Annotated in this window: 21 protein-coding genes, 1 tRNA gene and 1 pseudogene; 9 read left to right on the top strand and 14 right to left on the bottom strand. The window is 58.9% G+C overall.

Features of this window, described 5'->3' with window-relative positions; genetic code table 11:
* Positions 1–2 precede the first annotated feature (2 nt).
* The 4 genes from secD to queA all read right to left on the bottom strand — a co-directional run bounded on the left by secD (position 3) and on the right by queA (position 4,512).
* On the bottom strand, positions 3–1,871 hold the full coding sequence (secD, locus tag ACIPZE_RS27600) for a protein translocase subunit SecD (RefSeq protein WP_283439380.1): 1,869 nt from the start codon (positions 1,869–1,871) through the stop codon (positions 3–5).
* A gap of 64 nt (positions 1,872–1,935) precedes the next feature.
* A complete protein-coding gene (gene yajC, locus ACIPZE_RS27595) occupies positions 1,936–2,274 on the bottom strand; it encodes a preprotein translocase subunit YajC (protein WP_003227923.1) in 339 nt (112 codons plus the stop codon).
* Positions 2,275–2,317: 43 nt separating this feature from the next.
* Entirely contained in the window at positions 2,318–3,433 is a 1,116-nt protein-coding gene (gene tgt, locus ACIPZE_RS27590) for a tRNA guanosine(34) transglycosylase Tgt (RefSeq protein WP_164979451.1), read from the bottom strand.
* Between the two features lie 14 nt (positions 3,434–3,447).
* Positions 3,448–4,512 (bottom strand): tRNA preQ1(34) S-adenosylmethionine ribosyltransferase-isomerase QueA, encoded by a 1,065-nt coding sequence (gene queA / locus ACIPZE_RS27585; RefSeq protein WP_400776555.1) that lies wholly within the window; start codon positions 4,510–4,512, stop codon positions 3,448–3,450.
* A gap of 107 nt (positions 4,513–4,619) precedes the next feature.
* On the opposite strand from queA, the gene ACIPZE_RS27580 reads away from it, so the two are divergent.
* Together ACIPZE_RS27580 and ACIPZE_RS27575 are read left to right on the top strand one after the other, a co-directional pair.
* Positions 4,620–4,704 (top strand) — tRNA-Leu (locus ACIPZE_RS27580).
* 137 nt (positions 4,705–4,841) lie between these two features.
* Positions 4,842–5,171: a hypothetical protein gene (locus ACIPZE_RS27575; protein ID WP_129395394.1), complete on the top strand. Its 330-nt coding sequence runs from the start codon at positions 4,842–4,844 to the stop codon at positions 5,169–5,171.
* Between the two features lie 51 nt (positions 5,172–5,222).
* On the opposite strand, the gene ACIPZE_RS27570 is transcribed toward ACIPZE_RS27575, so the two are convergent.
* Positions 5,223–5,978, bottom strand: a complete 756-nt coding sequence (locus ACIPZE_RS27570; protein WP_129395395.1) for a hypothetical protein — start codon at positions 5,976–5,978, stop codon at positions 5,223–5,225.
* Between the two features lie 169 nt (positions 5,979–6,147).
* On the opposite strand from ACIPZE_RS27570, the gene ACIPZE_RS27565 reads away from it, so the two are divergent.
* Positions 6,148–6,891, top strand: a complete 744-nt coding sequence (locus ACIPZE_RS27565; RefSeq protein WP_400776552.1) for a hypothetical protein — start codon at positions 6,148–6,150, stop codon at positions 6,889–6,891.
* A gap of 72 nt (positions 6,892–6,963) precedes the next feature.
* Positions 6,964–8,883: an alkaline phosphatase D family protein gene (locus ACIPZE_RS27560; RefSeq protein ID WP_400776549.1), complete on the top strand. Its 1,920-nt coding sequence runs from the start codon at positions 6,964–6,966 to the stop codon at positions 8,881–8,883.
* Positions 8,884–9,001: 118 nt separating this feature from the next.
* Here ACIPZE_RS27560 and ACIPZE_RS27555 read toward each other — a convergent pair whose 3' ends face one another.
* Positions 9,002–10,174: an aspartate aminotransferase family protein gene (locus ACIPZE_RS27555; protein WP_400776546.1), complete on the bottom strand. Its 1,173-nt coding sequence runs from the start codon at positions 10,172–10,174 to the stop codon at positions 9,002–9,004.
* A 102-nt stretch (positions 10,175–10,276) separates the two neighbouring features.
* On the opposite strand from ACIPZE_RS27555, the gene ACIPZE_RS27550 reads away from it, so the two are divergent.
* Positions 10,277–11,182: a LysR family transcriptional regulator gene (locus tag ACIPZE_RS27550; RefSeq protein ID WP_129395399.1), complete on the top strand. Its 906-nt coding sequence runs from the start codon at positions 10,277–10,279 to the stop codon at positions 11,180–11,182.
* Positions 11,183–11,233: 51 nt separating this feature from the next.
* Positions 11,234–11,311 (top strand): annotated as a pseudogene (locus ACIPZE_RS27545) (N-acetyltransferase); the annotation flags it as partial.
* Positions 11,312–11,321: 10 nt separating this feature from the next.
* Here the strand turns inward: ACIPZE_RS27545 and msrA are convergent.
* From msrA to msrB, 3 genes are read right to left on the bottom strand one after another with little or no spacing between them, the layout of a single operon-like run.
* Positions 11,322–12,020: a peptide-methionine (S)-S-oxide reductase MsrA gene (gene msrA / locus ACIPZE_RS27540; protein WP_400776544.1), complete on the bottom strand. Its 699-nt coding sequence runs from the start codon at positions 12,018–12,020 to the stop codon at positions 11,322–11,324.
* Between the two features lie 15 nt (positions 12,021–12,035).
* Complete coding sequence (locus tag ACIPZE_RS27535; RefSeq protein ID WP_400776543.1) at positions 12,036–13,844, bottom strand: cytochrome c biogenesis protein DipZ; 1,809 nt, start codon at positions 13,842–13,844, stop codon at positions 12,036–12,038.
* 43 nt (positions 13,845–13,887) lie between these two features.
* Positions 13,888–14,406: a peptide-methionine (R)-S-oxide reductase MsrB gene (gene msrB / locus ACIPZE_RS27530; RefSeq protein ID WP_400776540.1), complete on the bottom strand. Its 519-nt coding sequence runs from the start codon at positions 14,404–14,406 to the stop codon at positions 13,888–13,890.
* Between the two features lie 152 nt (positions 14,407–14,558).
* On the opposite strand from msrB, the gene ACIPZE_RS27525 reads away from it, so the two are divergent.
* From ACIPZE_RS27525 to ACIPZE_RS27515, 3 genes are all read left to right on the top strand, one after another.
* Entirely contained in the window at positions 14,559–15,269 is a 711-nt protein-coding gene (locus ACIPZE_RS27525) for a response regulator transcription factor (protein ID WP_283439391.1), read from the top strand.
* Positions 15,266–16,777, top strand: a complete 1,512-nt coding sequence (locus ACIPZE_RS27520; RefSeq protein ID WP_400776538.1) for an ATP-binding protein — start codon at positions 15,266–15,268, stop codon at positions 16,775–16,777. The genes ACIPZE_RS27525 and ACIPZE_RS27520 overlap by 4 nt, the downstream gene beginning before the upstream one ends.
* A gap of 118 nt (positions 16,778–16,895) precedes the next feature.
* Complete coding sequence (locus ACIPZE_RS27515) at positions 16,896–17,597, top strand: hypothetical protein (protein ID WP_400776535.1); 702 nt, start codon at positions 16,896–16,898, stop codon at positions 17,595–17,597.
* A gap of 317 nt (positions 17,598–17,914) precedes the next feature.
* Here ACIPZE_RS27515 and ACIPZE_RS27510 read toward each other — a convergent pair whose 3' ends face one another.
* The 5 genes from ACIPZE_RS27510 to ACIPZE_RS27490 all read right to left on the bottom strand — a co-directional run.
* Complete coding sequence (locus tag ACIPZE_RS27510; RefSeq protein ID WP_283439394.1) at positions 17,915–18,406, bottom strand: RidA family protein; 492 nt, start codon at positions 18,404–18,406, stop codon at positions 17,915–17,917.
* Between the two features lie 321 nt (positions 18,407–18,727).
* Complete coding sequence (gene cyoE, locus ACIPZE_RS27505; RefSeq protein WP_053123579.1) at positions 18,728–19,615, bottom strand: heme o synthase; 888 nt, start codon at positions 19,613–19,615, stop codon at positions 18,728–18,730.
* A gap of 10 nt (positions 19,616–19,625) precedes the next feature.
* Positions 19,626–19,964 carry a cytochrome o ubiquinol oxidase subunit IV gene (gene cyoD / locus ACIPZE_RS27500; RefSeq protein WP_129395409.1) on the bottom strand — a complete coding sequence of 113 codons (339 nt, stop codon included), beginning with the start codon at positions 19,962–19,964 and terminating at the stop codon, positions 19,626–19,628.
* Positions 19,964–20,587, bottom strand: a complete 624-nt coding sequence (gene cyoC / locus ACIPZE_RS27495) for a cytochrome o ubiquinol oxidase subunit III (protein ID WP_129395410.1) — start codon at positions 20,585–20,587, stop codon at positions 19,964–19,966. The genes cyoD and cyoC overlap by 1 nt, the downstream gene beginning before the upstream one ends.
* Before the next feature lie 3 nt (positions 20,588–20,590).
* The coding region (locus ACIPZE_RS27490) for a cbb3-type cytochrome c oxidase subunit I (RefSeq protein ID WP_400776533.1) at positions 20,591–21,905 on the bottom strand (1,315 nt) is incomplete at its 5' end.

Below are 21,905 nucleotides of genomic sequence, written 5' to 3'. Positions count from 1 at the left end.
CCTTAAATCCACAACTTCTTGAAGTCACGTCCGCCAAAGATCAGGTTGACCATTGCGCGGGTCACCATGATGGCCGTGAACATCGAGGTAAAGATCCCGAGGGACATGGTCACTGCGAAACCTTTGACCGGGCCGGTGCCCATGGCAAAGAGAATCCCGCCAACCAGCAAGGTAGTCAGGTTGGCGTCGAGAATCGCGGTGAATGCCCGGCCGAAGCCTTCGTTGATTGCACGCTGCACGGTCATGCCGGCGGCGATCTCTTCACGAATCCGCGAGAAGATCAGCACGTTGGCGTCGACCGCCATACCCATGGTCAGCACGATACCGGCGATACCCGGCAGGGTCAGCGTTGCACCCAGCAGTGACATCAAGGCCAGCAGCAGCACCATGTTCACTGCCAGAGCGACAGTGGCAATGATGCCGAAGAAGCGGTAGATGGCGATGATGAACAGCGACACGAACAGCATGCCCCACAGCGACGCATCGATACCTTTGGTGATGTTGTCAGCACCCAGGCTCGGGCCGATTGTGCGCTCTTCAGCGAAGTACATCGGCGCCGCCAGACCACCGGCACGCAGCAACAGCGCCAGCTCGGAGGACTCGCCCTGACCGTTCAGGCCAGTGATGCGGAACTGAGCACCCAGTGGCGACTGGATAGTCGCCAGACTGATGATCTTCTTCTCTTCCTTGAACGTTTGCACCGCGACGTCTTTCTCGACACCGTCGACCACTTGCTTGACGTAAGTGGTGACCGGACGCTGTTCGATGAAGATCACCGCCATGCTGCGACCGACGTTCGAACGGGTTGCGCGGCTCATCAGCTCACCACCGTGACCATCCAGACGGATGTTCACTTCAGGCGTGCCGTGTTCGCCGAAACCAGCCTTGGCGTCAGTGACCTGGTCACCAGTGATGATCAGACCACGCTCGATCTGTGCCGGCGGACGCTTGCCTTCACGGAACTCGAAAGTTTCGGAGGTAGCTTTAGAAGCGCCAGGCTCTGCAGCCAGACGGAACTCAAGGTTGGCCGTCTTGCCGAGGATACGCTTGGCTTCGGCAGTGTCCTGCACGCCTGGCAGTTCAACCACGATGCGGTTGGCGCCTTGACGCTGAACGATCGGTTCGGCAACACCCAGCTCGTTGACGCGGTTACGTACCGTGGTCAAGTTCTGCTTGATGGAGTATTCACGGATTTCCGCCAGCTTGGCCGGGGTCATCGCCAGACGCAGCACCGGTTGACCGTTGAGGTCGGCCGGAACAATGTCGAAATCGTTGAAGTTCTTGCGGATCAGTGCACGGGCCTGTTCGCGGGAGTCTTCATCGCTGAAGCCCAACTGAATGGCACCGCCCAGTTGCGGCAGGCTGCGATAACGCAGTTTCTCTTTGCGCAGCAGGCTCTTGACGTCGCCTTCGTAGACTTTCAGGCGTGCATCGAGGGCTTTGTCCATGTCCACTTCCAGCAGGAAGTGCACACCACCGGACAAGTCCAGACCCAGCTTCATCGGGTGCGCGCCGAGGTTGCGCAGCCATTGCGGGGTGGTCTGTGCGAGGTTCAGCGCGACGACGTAGTCATCACCCAAGGCCTTGCGTACAACGTCTTTGGCCGGCAACTGATCTTCAGCCTTGCTCAGACGGATCAGACCGCCCTTGCCGTTTGCCGCCAGCGTAGCTGCCTTGACGTTGATGCCGGACTCGTGAAGCGCGGTGCTTACGCGGTCCAGATCGGCTTGATTGACCTGCAGGGCCGTGCTGGCGCCGCTGATCTGAATGGCCGGGTCATCGGGGTATAGATTCGGAGCGGAATAAATCAGACCGATCGCCAGCACCGCCAGGATCAGAATGTATTTCCACAGAGGATATTTGTTCAGCATCACGCCGCCCGTTATGACGCGGGGCGCCTTGCGCGCCCCGTCGATTGAGTAGAAGTTGTTGCCCTTAGATCGCTTTCAGCGTGCCTTTTGGCAGCGTGGCGGCGATGGCGCCTTTCTGGAACTTCATTTCCACGGTGTCGGAAACTTCCAGAACCACGAAGTCATCGGCAACTTTGGTGATCTTGCCGGCGATGCCGCCAGTGGTCACAACTTCGTCGCCCTTCGCAAGGCTGCTCAGCAGGTTCTTCTGCTCTTTGGCGCGCTTGGCCTGTGGACGCCAGATCATCAGGTAGAAGATGACCAGGAAGCCGACCAGGAAAATCCACTCGAAGCCGCCGCCCATTGGGCCGGCAGCAGCCGGTGCAGCCGCGTCAGCCATGGCGTTAGAGATAAAAAAGCTCATTTAGCACTCCAGTTGCAAATGTTGAATCTTGGGGTCAGAAAACTCAGTCCAAAGGCGGAACGGGGAGCCCGCGTTTGGCGTAGAAGGCATCGACAAAGGCGGCCAATGTACCCTGTTGAATAGCCTCGCGCAAACCAGCCATCAGCACCTGATAATGGCGCAAGTTATGGATGGTATTGAGCATGCTTCCCAGCATTTCGCCGCACTTGTCCAGGTGATGCAGATAAGCGCGAGAGAAGTTCTGGCAGGTATAGCAATCGCAGGTCGGATCCAGCGGCGATTCATCATGGCGATGAAACGCGTTACGGATCTTCAGCACGCCTGTATCAATGAACAGATGCCCATTGCGGGCATTACGGGTTGGCATCACGCAATCGAACATGTCCACACCGCGGCGCACACCCTCAACCAGATCTTCCGGTTTGCCAACGCCCATAAGGTAACGAGGTTTGTCAGCCGGCATCATGCCCGGCAGATAATCCAGAACTTTGATCATCTCGTGCTTCGGCTCGCCTACCGACAGACCGCCGATGGCCAGGCCATCGAAGCCGATCTTGTCGAGGCCTTCGAGCGAGCGCTTGCGCAGATCCTGGTGCATGCCGCCCTGCACGATGCCGAACAACGCTGCGGTGTTTTCACCGTGGGCGTTTTTCGAGCGCTGAGCCCAACGCAGCGACAACTCCATCGATACGCGCGCGACGTCTTCGTCAGCCGGGTACGGCGTGCATTCGTCGAAGATCATCACAACGTCCGAGCCGAGATCGCGCTGAACCTGCATCGACTCTTCCGGGCCCATGAACACTTTGGCGCCGTCGACCGGAGAGGCGAAGGTCACGCCCTCCTCCTTGATCTTGCGCATCGCGCCCAGGCTGAATACCTGGAAGCCACCGGAGTCGGTGAGGATCGGGCCTTTCCACTGCATGAAATCGTGCAGGTCACCGTGTTCCTTGATCACTTGGGTGCCGGGACGCAGCCACAGGTGGAAGGTGTTGCCCAGAATCATTTCTGCGCCAGTGGCGACGATGTCTCGCGGCAACATGCCCTTGACCGTGCCGTACGTGCCCACCGGCATGAAAGCCGGGGTCTCGACGGTGCCACGCGGGAAGGTCAGACGACCACGACGGGCCTTGCCATCGGTGGCAAGGAGCTCAAAGGACATGCGACATTCGCGACTCATTCTGTTTCCTCTGGGCCGGTTTCTTTAGGGGCAGTAGGTGCGGGATTGCGGGTGATGAACATCGCATCACCGTAGCTGAAAAAGCGGTAACCGTTGTCGACGGCAGCCTTGTAGGCAGCCATGGTCTCGGGATAACCGGCAAATGCCGAAACCAGCATCAGCAGCGTGGATTCCGGCAGATGGAAATTGGTCACCAGGGCGTCGACCACATGGAACGGTCGGCCCGGGAAGATAAAGATATCGGTGTCGCCACTGAACGGCTTGAGCACACCATCACGCGCGGCACTCTCCAGCGAACGCACGCTGGTCGTGCCGACCGCAATCACCCGACCACTACGCGCACGGCACGCGGCGACCGCATCAACCACGTCCTGGCCGACTTCCAGCCACTCGGTGTGCATGTGGTGATCTTCAAGCTTCTCGACGCGAACCGGTTGGAATGTACCGGCGCCCACGTGCAGCGTAACGAACGTGGTCTCGACGCCCTTGGCGGCAATCGCCTCCATCAGCGACTGATCGAAATGCAGCCCTGCAGTCGGCGCCGCCACCGCACCGAGTTTCTCGGCGTACACGGTCTGATAACGCTCGCGATCCGAGCCTTCGTCCGGACGGTCTATATAAGGAGGCAACGGCATGTGCCCGACGCGATCGAGCAGCGGCAGCACTTCTTCAGCGAAGGCCAACTCAAACAGCGCATCGTGACGCGCGATCATTTCAGCTTCGCCACCACCGTCGATAAGGATCTTCGAACCCGGCTTCGGCGACTTGCTGGAGCGCACATGGGCCAGCACGCGGTGCGAATCGAGCACGCGTTCGACGAGGATTTCCAGCTTGCCGCCGGACGCTTTCTGCCCGAACAGCCGCGCCGGAATCACCCGGGTATTGTTGAACACCATCAAATCGCCCGGGCGCAAATGCTCAAGCAAATCAGTGAATTGACGGTGTGCAAGGGCGCCGCTCGGCCCATCAAGGGTCAGCAGGCGACTACCGCGACGCTCGGCCAAAGGGTGGCGGGCGATCAGCGAATCAGGGAGCTCGAAAGTAAAGTCAGCAACGCGCATGATGGGGTTCGTCTAGCAGGGCCGGAAAGTCTAGCGGAAATATTGAAAATTCTCTATGTACCTGATTGACCGACGGTAATCTCATCTCTATACTTCGCCGCCATTGAGCCCTGATGGCGGAATTGGTAGACGCGGCGGATTCAAAATCCGTTTTCGAAAGGAGTGGGAGTTCGAGTCTCCCTCGGGGCACCAAAATTAAGAAAGGTCTTGCTTAGCAAGGCCTTTTTTTTCGCCTGCAATAAAGCCTCCTATCCATGTAGGAGCTGCCGCAGGCTGCGATCTCTTGATCTTCAGCTTCTCGTCCGACGAAAAACCCAAGGATCAACACCATGGAAACCTCTCTGGAAACAGTCGCCCTTTTCTCCCTCAAGCTCGCTTACGAGGAAGAAGGCCTGAGCCCGATCCTGCGGGACGATATGGTCATGGGTGATTACCAGAAAGACATTTTCGAGTTGTTGGTGAAACGTGGTGATATCGAGACCATTCAATTCAAGATGAATGAATGCCTGGATCTGGCGCTGGATGCACTGGGCGGTGTCGATAAACCGCTCGGACGTGAACTGCACAAGTTGTCAGCCGACTTCAGTCAGGCGCAGTCGCTGGAGCAACTCGATCAGCCGCTCCTCGCGCTCAAGGGTTATTTGAAGGACATTCTGTAATCAGACGCGCAATCTTTTGCCCACACTCAGGCTGAGGAAAAAACCCGTAGATCACTTGCGCACTTTTACCACTCGAATGTTGATCGGAAACCCACCCGCGCCCTTCAGTTTCTTCCATCCCACGTACTGGAATATCAAGTCCTCGTCGATGGGGTCGCCCCTCTCTACCATTGCTCCGCCCAGCACCGCGACTTCCTTATAGACGGCGCAGCTGCCCGAATTGGGGCCGACGACGTAGACCACATAGGGTTTGACGTATTGCACGGCGCGCAAATGTCGGCCGCATTGCCAGTCGACCGTAATCATCAACGTCTTCAGATACGCTTCGCCATCCGTTTCCGATTCCTCGGCGAGTTCCTTGAGCTTGCCGATGCCGCCGACGTCGCTAAAGCCCAGAGCGCGGGCGCGTTTGTATTCCGGGGACTTCTCGTGTTCGGCCTGAGCTTTGAAGTATTGCTCCTGAAGCTCTGCGACCAGGACCGGCTCTTCCTTGTTCCGTATCTCGAACGCCTGGGCGATGACGTTTTCGCAACGGGCATATTCGGGAGAGGCAAGGCTTGCCTGGGCGAGGTGATCGCGATGGACGTAAAGCGTGTGATTCAAGCTGTCGACGCGGTTCATCGCTTGTCTGGTCGTCATGGTCGCGCTTTGAACCTTGTTCACTACGTCCTGAAAACCCTGACAATCGGAGAGGTAGCCTTTCCAGGCGACCTCCGGGGTTTCATCCCAGCCGGCAAGCGCCGGAGTCATTACGGTGGCGAAGGTGATTGCGCAGAGCAGGCGCGAGGCTGAAGCGAAAGCGGGCATGTGTATTCCGTTACGTGGATGAGGCAGTGGCGCGACGCTACTATTTTGCTATCTTGCCGTCCATTGTCAGCGTTCACCATGGGGCGTTGAAATCAGGCATTTGAAGAGTTAAGGAAAGGATCGAATGGAGTTTTTACGCTTACTGGCTTTTGTCGCAGTCTGGGGTTTCATGTGGCGCTGGGTGGTGAAAAACCGCGGTAACTGGAATATTTTCTACGGCAATATCGTTGGCGCGGCGGGCGGTGTCATTGTGGCCTTGGTGATGCTTTCCATCACGCTGTCGTTGTACCCGATGGCAGACGAACCGGAAAAAAACCAGGCCGAAAAAACCGTGGTGCAGAATCCCTCGCCCAATGCGGTGATGCCTGAAGCCGAGTCCGCTCCTGTTGCAGCACCTGCACCCGCGCCTGTTTCAGTGCCAACACCTGCACCTGCGCCTGCGCCTGCTGCGTCGTCCAGCAACCTGCCGGCCTACGTTGCCAGCAAACCACAGAACGAGCCTTCCCCGCCTGACTCCGCGCTCATGCCTTTCTACAGCCAGCGCATGGCGACTTCGATGTCGGAAAAGAAGCTCGAAGACGGTTTGGGCAAAAACTTCACGACGTTGCGCCAGATGATGGGCACCGACCCAAATGCCGATAAATCGGTGATGGCAGCGGTCATGTGCGTTCCGTTCGTCCAGCGCGCCATGCGTTTTCCGGCAGCGGCGGCCATTACCCAGCAACCGAAAACCAACAGCAAATTGTTCAAGGAGCAGACCTACACCATCACCAATACCGTCACCGGTCGTAATATGCTCGGCGACGATGTTCTCTACCGTTTCGATTGCTCGATACAGCAGCTGCCAATCAACGAGTCGGGTTATGCCGATTGGCGTTTGCTGGATCTGAAGTTGCAGAAAGCAGGTTCTTAAGCCTCGCTTAAGCGTTCAAGGCGCCGGCTGCGCTATCATCGCCGGCCTGTGCGCCTTGAGCTTTGATCCCGGATGTCCACCCAACCTGATGACCTGAATTCGCTGCCTCCGGTTGTGGCCGGCCCGCTGCTGCGCCGGCTGGAGCCCACGCGACTGGTGCTGTGGCTGGTTGGCACGCGCGAACTGTCGCTGACCTTGCGTCTGCAAGGTGTAGGCGATATCCCTCTTGATGGCGGGAAATGCACGGTCATTGCCGTAGGCCGTCAGGCGTTCATTCATCTCATCGATGTCAGTCTCGAAAGCGCCCTGCCCTTCGACACCTTTATCGACTACGACTTGCTCATCGATAACCAGCAACGCATCGCCGATTGGGCGCCACACTTGCTGTATGCGAATGCCACTTGCCCGAACTTCGTCCTGCGTTCGCGGATTGATCAACTGCTTCACGGCTCCTGTCGCAAGCCGCATCACCCGGCGGCGGATGGCCTGCTTTGCGTCGATCAACTGTTGGCCGACGAGTCCGATCCGCGCCAGCGCCCAGCCCTGTTGATGATGAGCGGCGATCAGGTTTACGCCGATGACGTCGCCGGCCCGATGCTCCGGGCAATTCATGCCTTGATCGCGCGCCTCGGCCTGTTCGACGAACACCTCGACGGTGCGGTGGTCAGCGACAGCGCCAAACTCTACGAACACCCGGCCAGCTACTACCACCGTGCGGATTTGTTACCGGCGCTGGAGAGCAACGAGACATTGCGCGAGCGATTTTTCGGCGGTGCGCGTAAGCCGATTTTCACCAGCAGCAGCGCCGACAATCACCTGGTGACCTTCGCCGAGGTCATCGCCATGTACATGCTGGTGTGGTCGCCGATGGCATGGTCACTGGTCAAGCCGACAGCGCCGGCCCTGACACCTGAACGTCTCAAGCGCTACAGCCTTGAACAGACGCGGATTGATGCCTTCAAGTCCGGCCTCGGTAATGTTGCCCGGGCATTGGCGCATCTGCCGAGCCTGATGATTTTCGACGATCACGACATCACCGATGACTGGAACCTTTCCGCGCAATGGGAGGAAACGGCCTACGGTCATCCGTTCTCCCGGCGCATCATCGGCAACGCGCTGATCGCCTATATGTTGTGCCAGGGCTGGGGCAACAATCCCGACGTCTTCAAGGAGGTATTGGTGAAAACCCTGGGGCTGAGCGCCAGCGGTGATGACCAGTATCTCGACCGCCCGTTGCAGGACGATTTGATCGACGACCTGCTGCGCTTTCAAAATTGGCATTTCGTTTTGCCGAGCAGTACGGCACTGGTGGTCATCGACACCCGCACCCGGCGCTGGCGCAGCGAAATGACGCTCAAACAACCTTCCGGACTGCTCGATTGGGAAGCGCTGAGCGAACTGCAACAGGAACTGCTCGATCACCCGTCAGCGATCATCGTTTCACCGGCGCCGATCTTCGGCGTGAAGCTGATTGAAACGGTGCAAAAGGTGTTCAGTTGGTGCGGTTATCCGCTGCTGGTCGATGCGGAAAACTGGATGGCTCATCGCGGCGCAGCGCAGGTGATCCTGAATATTTTCCGCCACTCGCGCACACCTGGTAACTACGTGGTGCTGTCCGGCGATGTGCATTATTCCTTCGTCTACGAAGTCCTTATCCGACACCGCAAGGCCGGCCCACGAATCTGGCAGATCACCAGCAGCGGCATCAAGAACGAGTTTCCGAAAACCCTGCTGGAATGGTTCGACCGCCTCAATCGCTGGCTCTATTCGCCGCGCTCACCGCTGAACTGGTTTACCAAACGCCGGCTGATGCGCATCGTGCCGTACCGGCCGGAGCATGCTGAGGCGGGCGAACGCTTGTGGAATTCGGCGGGAATCGGCCAGGTGTTTTTCAATGAGCAGGGGCAGCCCCGGGAGATCATTCAGCACAACGCCAATGGCGCAGCGAAGACGCGGATGCTGGCGCCGGATCTGGCGGATTATCCGGATTGAGCACTGCCCGTGTGGGAGCGAGCTTGCTCGCGAATGCGGTCGAGCATTAAACATTAATGCCGACTGTCACGACGCGTTCGCGAGCAAGCCCGCTCCCACAGGGATTATCGGATACCCGTCAATGCGCGATCAGTGCTCGCCCCACACCTCGAGCAATCATCTCCACCTCCCGCTCATCAATCGTCAGCGGTGGCAGCAGCCGTATGGTCTTGCCACGCGTGACGTTGATCAACAGCGCATGATCGCGTGCAGCGATCAGTGTCAGATCACGCACGGGTTGCTTCAACTCGATACCAATCATCAAACCCTGCCCTCGAATCGCCAGCACATTGGGGTTATCCGCCAGTTCTGCATGCAGGCGAGTCAGCAGGCGCTGACCTTGAATCCGCGCGTTTTCCAGCAAACCCTGTTCTTCGATGATATCCAGTACCGTGCAACCGACCCGGCAGGCCAACGGATTACCGCCAAAGGTGCTGCCATGGCTGCCCGGCGTAAACAGATCCGCCGCCCGGCCCCGCGCCAGACACGCGCCGATCGGCACACCATTGCCCAGCCCTTTTGCCAGCGTCATGACGTCCGGCACGATGCCTTCGTGCTGAAACGCAAACCAGCGCCCCGTGCGGCCGATTCCGGTCTGGATTTCATCGAGCAACAAGAGCCAGGCGTGGCGATTGCACAATTCGCGCAGGGCCTTCAGGTAACCGGGTGGCGCCAGTTGCACGCCACTTTCGCCCTGGATTGGCTCAACCAGAATCGCCACGATGCGCTCGCCATGTTTGTCCTGCATCTGCTCCAGCGCAGCCAGATCACCAAACGGCACTTTGAGGAAATCCCCCGGCAATTCGTTGAAACCCAGGCGCACCGCCGGGCCATCACTGGCCGACAACGTGCCGAGCGTGCGCCCATGAAAAGCGTTGGCCATGACCACCACCAACGGCTGCTCGATACCTTTGCGCCAGCCATACAAACGCGCGAGTTTCAGCGCCGTTTCGTTGGCCTCGGCACCCGAGTTATTGAAGAACGCACGCTCCATCCCCGACAGCTCCGTCAGCCGTTTGGCCAGTTGTTGCTGCCAGTCGATGCTGTACAGATTCGACGTGTGCAGCAGCAATCCCGCCTGCTCGCTGATCGCCGCAACGATTCGCGGATGCGAGTGACCGACATTGGTCACCGCGACACCGGCGACCGCATCCAGATACTCGCGACCGCCCTGATCCCACAGGCGAGTGCCCAGACCCTTGGTGAAACTCAGGGCCAACGGTTGGTAGGTGTTCATCAGGGCGGCGGTCATGACTTCAAACTCCAGTGAAGGTCGGTGTGCTGGCAGTATGGTTAGCCACCCGAACTGGATAAACTCGGCAAAACTTCAATCATTTAAAAGCAGAGCTTGATAATGGACCTGTTTCAGTCGATGGGTGTTTACGTCAAAGTCGTCGAAGCCGGGAGCATGACGGCGGCAGCGTTGCAGTGCGACATGTCGACAACCATGGTCGGCAATCACCTGCGGGCGCTCGAACAACGGCTCGGCGTACAACTGCTGCAACGCACCACCCGACGTCAGCGACTGACCGAGTTTGGCAGCGTTTACTACCTTCGCTGCCTGGACGTGTTGGGTCTGGTGGCGGACTCTGAACGCCTTGCCGAACAAGCCCTCGATGAGCCGCGCGGCCTGCTGCGTATCACCGCGCCGCTGACCTTTGGCGTCGAACGCCTGGCCCCGGCGCTCAGCGAGTTTTCCCTGCAATACCCGCAAGTCAAAATGGACGTGGTACTGACCAACAGTCGCCCGGATCTGCTCGAAAGCGGTCTTGATGTGGCGTTCAGGCTCGGTCATTTCGAGCAATCGAATCTGATCGCTCGTCCGTTGATCGATTACACCCTGACCGTCTGCGCCTCTCCGGAGTACGTGGCGCGACGCGGCATGCCGAAAACCCCGGAAGACCTGCAGCAACATGATTGCCTGTCATTCGCCTATCCGGCCGGCGATGACTGGCAATCGGTGGAAAAACGCTGGCGCCTCGGCGGGCCGGACGGCGAAATCATGGTCGATGTCAGTGGCCCCATGTTGATGAATACCTCAGCCGGTCTGCATCAAGCTGCACGTACCGGAATGGGCATCGTGATGCTGCCCGACGCTCTCGTTGAACAAGACTTGCGCGACGGCAAACTGGTGAAGGTCATCCACGACTACCAACCGCCCAGCCGCCCTCTGCATCTGCTTTATGCACCGGATCGCTATCGCTTGCCGAAGCTGCGTCGATTTGTTGAATTTGCGATGCAGACGTGGGGTCGGTCCTAGCGCGCAATGCACTTGAACTACGATCAGTGAAGGGCCGACAGGGAGTTGGGCGAAGGGGCTGAGGCATTTTTTGCCACCCTGGGTCTCGAGACGTCAGTGATTGCCATGGAGCGAACGAGGCTCAAGTAACGAGCCTTGATCAAGACCCGTCCTTCACCAACACCGGTTTTTCCTGATAACGCTGTGCGAACACCTGCTTCAAGTTCGCCACCTTCGGCATGTCGTTGATCACGATGTAGGGATAGCTCGGATGCTCGGTCAGAAAATCCTGGTGGTAATCCTCCGCAGGATAGAAGCCGTTGTAGCTTTCCAGTTTGGTGACGATGGGTTTGCTGTAGGCATGAGCCGCATCCAGCTGGGCGATGTAGGCCTGCGCGACCTTCTGCTGATCGGCGTTGACCGGGAACAGTGCCGAACGATATTGCGTGCCGCTGTCCGGGCCTTGGCGATTGAGTTCAGTAGGGTTGTGCGCTACCGAAAAGTAGATTTGCAACAGGCTGCCATAGCTCACCTGGGTCGGGTCGAAGGTGACCTGCACTGACTCGGCGTGGCCGGTATCGCCTTCGCTGACGCGCTCATATTCCGCCGTGTTGGCTGCGCCACCAGCGTAACCCGAGACAGCTTTCTGCACCCCTTTGACATGCTGAAAAACACCCTGCACACCCCAGAAGCAGCCACCGGCGAACACGGCGGTTTCGCTGTGCGCCTGAGTGATTTCGTCGAGGGTCGGTGGCGGGATCACGACGGCATCCTCACCACCAAACGAGAACGCCGAAACCTGGCCAATCACTCCGGCCACTGCAACTCCCAACAACATGCGACGCCATGTGATTTTCATTTCAATGACTCCTGATCAACCGAAGGTAAAGGCATAGGCCGAGACGCCCGGGTCGAGAAACTCGATGCTGAAGGTTCGATCCTTCACGCCATCGTTCTGTCGCACCAGTTGATACAGGCGTTGTTCGGTGACGCGTCCGGTGCCGTCAGGGGCGACATCGACGCCATGCGCATCGCCCGGCGCCTGACCGTCAATCGTGACTTTGAAGCGCACTGGTTTGCCATCCGCGCCCGGGCCGAGCACCAGGTGCAGGTCACGGGCATGGAAGCGATAGACGATGCGACTGGCCGGGGCGCTGGCGGTGGCGCGTTCGGCACCGACCGCCCATTGGCCGCCGAGGCTCCAGTCGTTCAGGGCCAGCTTCTGCGGCGGGTTGTAGGCTGCGCTCTTGTCAGGCTCCAGGTTGTTCTGGGCGACGAAATGTTCCGCACGCTGATAGCCGACGTAAGTTTCCGGCGACTGCACTTCGTTCATGTCCGGCGCCAGTTGCACGCCTTTGGCGTCGGCATTGATCAAGCCATCGGCCACGGTTTTCGCCCCGGCTTCGTGCAATAGTTGCTGTATGACACGTTCCGATTCGGCGTAGTCCCCTTCGCCAAAGTGGTGGTAACGAATGCGTCCCTGGGCGTCGGCAAAGTAATGCGCTGGCCAGTACTCGTTGTTGAAGGCGCGCCAGATCTTGTAATCGTTATCGATGGCCACCGGGTAATTGATGCCCAGCTCTTTCATGGCTTTGCTGACGTTGCCGACATCGCGTTCGAAGGCGAATTCCGGCGCGTGCACACCGATGACCACAAGGCCTTGATCGCGATACTTCTCAGCCCAGGCTTTGACATACGGCAAGGTGCGCAGGCAGTTGATGCAGGAGTAAGTCCAGAAATCCACCAGCACCACTTTGCCCTTCAATGCCTGCGCATCCAGCGCTGGCGAGTTGAGCCATTGCACGGCGCCGTCCAGTGACGGCAGCTGGCCTTCTACCGGCAAGGTGCCCGGTGCCTTCGCAGCCATTTTCATCGCTCCGCCAGCCGCCATCATGCTGCCATTTGCGGCGGTGTCAGAGGCTGGAATCTGCGCCATCATCGTGCCGTTGGCATCGGCAGACTTACCCGACAGTTTGCCAACCAGCGCCTGCTCCAGGCCGCCAGTGGACGCCGTCGAAACCCGAGCGAGAATCCCGGTATCGAGGCCCAGCGCAATCGCAGCAACACCGGCCAGCATCGCCGCGCCCAGCCCCCGGCGAATCCACTCACCGGTACCGATCGAACGTTTCATCAGCGCGAAAACCTTACCGCCCAGCAGCAGTGCCGCGGCCAGCGAGGTAGCGGCGCCCGCCGCATAGGCGAGCAATAACAGCGTGGTGGCGACGCTTGCCCCTTGCAGTGCGGCACCGGTCAGAATCAGCCCGAGAATCGGCCCGGCGCATGGCGCCCAGAGCAGCCCCGTGGCGACGCCGATCAGAAACGAAGCGCCGGGACGCGGGCGATTGTCCTGCCCGGCGGCCTCCGACAAACGACTGCCGGCGGAGACCAGTGGCCGGGTCAGCCGTTCGGCCACACGCGGCAGCAACAAGGTCAGTCCGAACAGGGCAACGAACAGCAACGCGAGCCAGCGCCCGTACTGATTGACTTGCACCACCCAGCCGCCGCCCACCGCCGCCAACGAGGCGACGAGCGCGAAGGTCACGGCCATCCCCGCCAACAGCGGCAAGCCACTCTTGATAAACGGCTGCCCGGTGCGAGCGAAGACAAAAGGCAAAACCGGCAGGATGCACGGGCTGACAATCGTCAGCACACCACCGAGATAAGCGAGAACCAAGAGCCACATAAATTCGTCCTGTCTGAAATGAAGTGCGCTTACGCGTCATGGCTCAAGCCGCCACGGCTTTGAAGGTCATCGCCAGACCGTTCATGCAGTAACGCAGGCCGGTAGGCTTGGGGCCATCATCGAAGACATGGCCCAGATGACCACCGCAGCGTCGACAATGAACCTCGTCGCGGGACATGCCGAAAGAGCGATCCTGGTGTGTCGCCACCGCATGCTCCAGCGGCGCCCAGAAACTCGGCCAGCCGGTGCGGCTATCGAATTTTGTTGCGGAAGAAAACAGCGCCAGATCACACCCGGCGCAGGCAAATGTACCGACGCGATGCTCGTCGTTGAGCGGGCTGGTATAGGCCCGCTCAGTGCCCTCTTCACGCAGGACCTGATACTGCTCGTCACTCAGGAGCGCGTGCCATTGACTGTCGCTGTGAGTCACTTCGAACGCCTCGTCGGCGCGCGCCTCACTGACCAGCGCAGCGCCAGTCGACAATTTTGGCAATACACCCGCCACCAAGGCTGCAACCCCTAGCCCGCCGCCCGCTAACAGAATCTGTCGCCGTGAAAACATGGCCGTCTCCAAAAATTCCAGATGCCTTTCATGGAACACAGCCTAGGCTTGGTTTGATCGCCAAATCCTCACGGGAAGTTAACGAATTCGTGATAACTCACCCGCAGGAAAACCCGCACAATGCGCGTCACTGCGCCGAAGGATTGAGCTTCATGGAACAGACCAAACGCGTTCTCGTGGTCGAGGACGACCTGCACATCGCCGACCTCATTTGCCTGCATTTGCGCGATGAGCAATTCGACGTGACCCACAGCGCCGACGGCGACGAAGGCATGCGCCTGCTACAGCAAGGTCACTGGGACGCACTGATCCTCGACCTGATGTTGCCGGGGGTGGACGGTCTGGAAATCTGCCGCCGGGCCCGCGCCATGGCCCGTTACACACCGATCATCATCACCAGTGCCCGCTCCAGCGAACTGCACCGGATTCTCGGCCTCGAACTGGGGGCCGACGATTACCTCGCCAAACCGTTTTCCATGCTCGAACTGGTGGCGCGGGTCAAAGCCCTGTTGCGCCGGGTCGATGCCATGGCGCGCAATCTGAAGATGGACGCCGGCAGCCTCAGTCTCGATGGCCTGAACATCGATCCGATCACCCGCGACGTCAGCCTCGACGGTCAACGTCTGGACCTGACGCCACGGGAGTTCGACCTGCTGTATTTCTTCGCGCGCCAACCGGGCAAGGTGTTCTCGCGCATGGATCTGCTCAACGCTGTCTGGGGCTACAGCCACGAGGGTTACGAACACACGGTCAACACCCACATCAACCGCCTGCGGGCGAAGATCGAAAAGGATCCGGCACAGCCCTCGCGAATTCTCACGGTGTGGGGCCGTGGTTATAAATTCGGTACCGAGCAGCCATGAAACTGACCCTGACGCAGCGCCTGTCGCTGGTTTTCGCCGTGCTGTTGCTGGTGTGCTGCGGCACGTCGGCATGGCTGCAAGTACGCTCCAGCCAGATGCATGAACTGGAAGTGGTGCAGGGTTTGTCACGGGATCTGGCACAACACATCGCCCACGACACGGTGCTGATGGACAGTAACGGTCTGATGCCCGGAGCGGTGCGCGAACTGTTCAGCCAGTTGATGCTGGTCAACCCGAGTGTCGAGGTGTATCTGCTCGACACCGAGGGGCGCATTGTCGGTAATGCCGCCCCCGAAGGCCGCATGCGTCGTCAGCAGGTCGATCTGGCGCCCATTCGCCAATTGCTCAACGATCAGCCGTTGCCGATTCTCGGTGACGATCCGCGCAGCGTCGATGGGCGCAAGGTGTTCAGCGCCGCCCCGCTGCAGGTCAACGGCAAAGCCGCCGGTTATCTGTACGTGGTGCTGCTCAGCGAAGCACATGACCGCTACGCCGAGCGCGGGGCGACCAGTGCCGCGCTGAACACCGCGCTGCTGTCGATCGGGCTGGTTGCCTTGCTGTGCCTGATTGCCGGCCTCACGGCGTTCAATCTGATTACCCGGCCGTTGCGGCGACTCACCGAAACGGTCAGCCGTTTTGACATCGATGGCGCGCCGCAACCGGTCCCGGCACCTGTGGATAAATCAGCCGACCCGGATGAAATCGCGGTCCTCGACGCGGCGTTCCGGCAGATGCAGAACCGCCTCGGCGAACAATGGCGCTCATTGACCCGCCAGGATCAGGAGCGCCGCGAACTGGTGGCGAACATCTCTCACGACCTGCGCACGCCAATGGCCTCGCTGCATGGTTATCTGGAAACCCTGTCGCTGAAGGACGCGACGTTGTCGCCAGAAGAGCGTCGGCGCTATCTGGGCATCGCCCTTGATCAAAGCCGCAAGGTCGGCGGGCTGGCGCAATCGTTGCTGGAGCTGGTGCGCCTGGAGCACGGGTTTGTACAACCGGTGCTGGAGCGTTTTTCGCTAATCGATCTGGTGCAGGACATCTTTCAGAAATTCGAACTGACGGCGGAGGCACGGCAGGTCGAACTCAAGGCCCATTTCGTGCCGAACCTGCCAACGGTCTGCGCCGACCTCGGGCTGATCGAGCGGGTACTGACCAATCTGGTAGACAACGCGTTGCGTCATACACCTCAGGGCGGCGAGATCGAGTTCGATCTGACACCTCGCGGCGCCTTGGTTGATGTCACGGTCAGTGACACCGGTCCCGGTATCGCTCCCGAGTTGCGCGAAGGTTTGTTCCTGCGCCCGTTCAATATCGGCGGCGCACGGCGTGACGGGGGGTTGGGTCTGCGCATCGTGCACCGCATCCTGCAATTGCATGGCCGAGACATTCAGTTGCTCGACATCAGCGGGCGCGGCGCGACGTTCCGCTTCTCACTGCCAACGGATCAGCAAACCGCCGAGCAGTGGATGATGCGTTCAATGAATTTGAACAGCCCAGGCAAATAGTTGAGACCGCCGGCCCGTTGCTCCGTGACAACGCCGCCGCGCTCCCCTAAATTAGTCGGCCTGAAAAAGCCCTCGGGCTTGCTCATCTCAACTCAAGTTAAAAAGTAGTGAAATTTCAATGTCCGATTTCAACACCGCTGAATCCGTAGTCACCGAATCGTCCAAAGCGGAATACGAAAACTCCATCAATCTTTCACAACACCTGCCACAAGCCAAAATCATCAGCGAGATGGTCCTGGACGCGTTCCAGTCGACCCGCGAGAGCGACCAGATCCGCGAACTGCGCGCCGCGATCCGTCAGGCTCACGACAGCTTCGATGACGACAAGGCCTACGAGCTGATGGGCGAACTGAAGTCTTTGAAAGACGCCGAAGCCGCCGACCTCGCGGCCCTTGAAGACCTCAGCAGCAAGTTCTCGATCGGCCGTATCCTGTCGAGCTTCAAGGACGATCCGGCATTCCAGGAAATCGTCTACGGCCTCGCCCTCAAAGTGCTGAATCAGACCCACCAGGCAATCAGCAACCCGAGCGGTGGCAAGAGCAAGACCGCCAAGAAGAAAGAAGTCGAAATCTTCACCATCAGCAAGGACGGCAGCAGCGTGACCCTGCCAATGCGCACACCGCGTTCGCGCCTGAACGTTGACCGTGCAGCGCTGGAGTTCCTCGGTTTCACCTTCGTCGGTGAAGGCGAAGAAGCGGAACTGGAAAGCGAAGTTTTCGTTGATAACGCCGGCACCGAGCAGGCGGTAAACCGCAAGAACATCATCACCGCGCTGCAACAGCAAACCGCGTTCGATGGCTACAGCATCGCCGCGCAGTAATTTTCAGCGCTGACGAAAAAGCCCCGCACAGGGATTCAGTGCGGGGCTTTTTTTGTTTTCGACTTTGGTTTAGTGAGATGGCCTACACCGAGGCCCCTCATCGGAACGCCGCCCGCCCAGCCCTCTCCCGAGGGAGAGGGGGCCGATTGGGGGATATTGTAGAGGTACGCCGAAATGAACGTGCTGTGCCGAATCCACAATCGCCTCGATCTGTCAGGTCGGCGTCTATTTTGAGAACCCTTCGGTCAGTCCCCTCTCCCTACGGGCGGTTCGACGTTTCGGGAGGGCTAGGGTGAGGGCAATTCGCGAAATCAGACTCAGGCCGATGGATGCAACGCCACAATCATGTCCACCTCAATCGCCGCGTTCTTCGGCAACTGATACACCCCCACCGTGGTGCGCGTGTGCCGACCGGCATCACCCAGCACATGACTGAACACATCCGAAGCACCATTGGCCACTTCACTCAGGTCAACAAAGTCCGGCGTCGACTTCACATACACCGTCACCCGCAACAACGCCTTGATCTTGTCCAGCGAACCTACCGCATCAACAATCAGCGCCAGACAACGCATCGCACTGATACTCGCGGCGGCTTGAGCATCCTCGAGGTTCAGCTCCAGCCCAACACGACCGGGATACTGAATCTTGCCGTGAGTGCGCGGCACCATCCCGCTGATGTACAACTCATCGTGATGACGGATCAGCGGCGCGTAATTGCCGCCAGCGGTGTTCTCACCATTAATGTCGTAGTTCAGCTCTTGGGCCAAGGCAATAAAGCGCTCGTCGCAGGTCATCCTCTCAGTCATTTCGCCCAGCCTTGTGATCGATGCATGAAGAAACGCAGGTTGAGACAGTGGAGCACTTGCAAATGACAAGGCGCTATCACTGTCATGTTGGATCCAAATCTATGGGGTTTACCGGAAGTCTGCAACCGCCAACCCAGCAAATTCAGTGACGTTGCGATTCGCGAGCAGGCTCGCTCCCACATTTGATCTGCGTCGATCACATATCCCCCTGTGGGAGCGAGCCTGCTCGCGAATGGCAGCACATCAAATCAGCATAATCCACCCAACAAAAAACCCCGCACATCTCTCAATGTGCGGGGTTTTTCTTCAAGCCTTTCAGCCTTACGGCGCGTACGTCAGCAGCAACTCTGCCGGCACCTTGAAGTCCAGGGACATCATGACGCTCAAGGCAGTGATGGTGAAGATCGAGAACACGAACAGCTTGCGTGCCCAGACGGTGTCATCCACTGCTTTGTAGCCGGTCCAGGCCATGTACAACCAGTACATGCCCATGGCTGCGGCGACGGCGAGGTAGCTCATGCCGGCGTAGCCGCTGAAGGTCAGCATCAAGGTCGCTACGAGGAACGCCAGGATGTAGAGCAGGATGTGCTTCTTGGCCACTTGAATCCCGCGCTTCACTGGCAACACCGGAATCGATGCGGCCAGGTAATCGTTGAAGCGGAAGATTGCGATGGCGTAGGAATGCGGCATCTGCCACAGGCTGAACATCACCAGCAACGTCAGCGCGGCCATGTCGAAGCTATTGGTTACGGCAACGTAACCGATCACTGGCGGCATGGCGCCCGACAGACTGCCTACCAGCGTGCCGTGAACCGACTTGCGCTTGAGGTACAGGCTGTAGAAGCCGACGTAGATAACGAAGCCGATTACCGCGAACAGGGCAGCCAACGGATTGGCCACCTTGTACAACAAGGCAACGCCGAGAACACCAAGGATGGTCGCGTAGACCAGTGCCAGTTTCAGGGAGATCAAGCCCTGCACCAGCACGCGGTTTTTGGTGCGTTCCATCTTCAGGTCGATGTCGCGGTCGATGCAGTTGTTGAACACGCAACCGGAGGCAACTACCAGGGATGTACCGATCATGGCAGCCAGAAACACCGCCAGATCGACATGCCCTTTCGAGGCCAGGAAGAACCCGCCTGCCACAGAAAGCACGTTACCGAAAATGATCCCCGGTTTGGTGATTTGGATAAAGTGCTTGAGCGACATCGGGACTACCTCACTTCGCCATCATGTACGTGTGGATGCTGAACATGATCCACAGCGACAGGCCAACCAGCAGCACAATCACGATCGCGGCGAACACGAAGGCAATCACGTTGTTACGTTGCGCAGCCGAGCGATCCAGGTGCAGGAAGTACACCAGGTGGACAACCACCTGGATCACGGCGAATGCCAGGACGATCATCAAGGTGATCGACTTTGGCAGCGACGGGTACATGACCAGTGCAAACGGGATAGCTGTCAGGATCACCGACAGGATGAAGCCGATCGCGTAGGACTTGACGCTGCCGTGGCTGGCGTCGTCGTGGCTGTCATGGGAGTGTGCGTTAGCCATTACAGGGTCCCCATCAGGTAAACAACGGTGAATACGCAGATCCACACCACGTCCAGGAAGTGCCAGAACAGGCTCAGGCAGCTCAGACGGGTCTTGTTGGTCGCCGTCAGGCCGTGCTTGTTGACCTGGTACATCATGATGCCCATCCAGATCAGACCCGCCGAAACGTGCAGACCGTGGGTACCGACCAGGGTGAAGAACGCGGACAGGAAGCCCGAGCGGCTAGGACCGAAGCCCTCGGAGATCAGCAGGTGGAACTCGTTGATCTCCATGGCGATAAAGCCAGCGCCCAGCAGGAAGGTCATGAACAACCAACCCAGAACCTGCTGCTTTTTACCCTTGTACAACGCCAGCATGGCGAAGCCGTAGGTGATCGAACTGAACAACAGCAGAGCGGTTTCGCCCAGCACGTATGGCAGTTCGAAGATGTCGTGGCCGGCTGGGCCACCGGCAACGTTGTTTACCAGTACCGCGTATACCGCGAAGATCGACGCAAACAGAATGCAGTCGGTCATCAGGTAGAGCCAGAAACCGTATACGGTCATCTCGCCCGAATCGTGGTGATGGTCATCGTGCCCATGTTCACCATGGGCGTGTCCAGCATTGGTCACTAAATTCGACATGGTTTAAGCCTGTTCCAACGAGGTTTCAACACGGGTGGCGGAGGCCGGGATTTTCCCTGCCGCGACCAGACGCTTGTGCTGCTCGGCTTCGATACGTTCGATCGTTTCAACCGGAACCATATAGCCCTGGTCGTCACGTGCAGCGTGGATCACGAAGTAGACGACGGTGCCTACCAGGCTCGCGATCGCCAGCCACCAGATGTGCCAGATCATCGCGAAACCGAACACGGTCAACAGCGCGCCCATCACAACGCCCGTGGCGGTGTTGTTCGGCATGTGGATCGGCTCGTACTTGGCCGGTTGCTGGTACGCAGTACCGTTTTCCTTGGCTTCGGTGAACGGGTCGATGCAGTCAGCCTTAGGCAGCACAGCGAAGTTGTAGAACGGTGGTGGCGACGAGGTCGACCATTCCAGAGTGTGTGCATTCCACGGGTCACCGTGATCGCAAATGTTCTCTGGCTTGTTGCGGTCACGCACACTGACGTACAGCTGAATCAGTTGGCAGGCGATACCGGCAGCGATCATCACCGCACCGAACATGGCAACGTACAGGTACGGTACCCACTCAGGGTTGGTGGTAGCGTTCAGACGACGGGTCATGCCCATGAAGCCCAGTGCATAGAGCGGCATGAAGGCGACGAAGAAGCCCGAGATCCAGAACCAGAACGCTGCTTTACCCCAGCCTTCGTGCAGCTTGAAGCCGAACGCTTTCGGGAAGTAGAACGCGAAACCTGCGATGTAACCGAATACCGCACCGCCGATGATCACGTTATGGAAGTGCGCGATCACGAACAGGCTGTTGTGCAGCACGAAGTCAGCACCCGGGATGGCCAGCAGTACGCCGGTCATGCCGCCGATGGCGAAGGTCACCATGAAGCCCAGAGTCCACAGCACCTGGCTGGTGAAACGCAGACGACCCTGGTAGATGGTGAACAGCCAGTTGAATAGCTTCACACCCGTCGGGATGGAAATCAGCATCGTCGCCAGACCGAAGAAGGCGTTGACGCTGGCACCCGAACCCAGGGTGAAGAAGTGGTGCAGCCAAACCATGAAGCCCAGTACCGAGATCGCGCCCGAGGCGTAGATCATCGAGTGGTGGCCGAACAGTATCTTGCCGGTGAACGCCGAGATCACTTCCGAGAAGATGCCGAATGCCGGCAGGATCAGGATGTAAACCTCAGGGTGGCCCCACGCCCAGAACAGGTTGACGTACATCATTGGATTGCCACCAAGTTCATTGGTGCCACTGGGGAAAGCCATGGAACGGTCCCGGGTCAGCCGGGCCAGGGGCGCGGTCAGGCTCGGGCCCGCCGCCCCG

It is taken from the genome of Pseudomonas sp. NPDC089741 (assembly GCF_044748825.1).
GTDB lineage: Bacteria > Pseudomonadota > Gammaproteobacteria > Pseudomonadales > Pseudomonadaceae > Aquipseudomonas > Aquipseudomonas helmanticensis.
The sequence above is the reverse complement of the archived record's forward strand: the minus strand, read 5'-3'. Positions and strand labels throughout refer to the sequence as shown.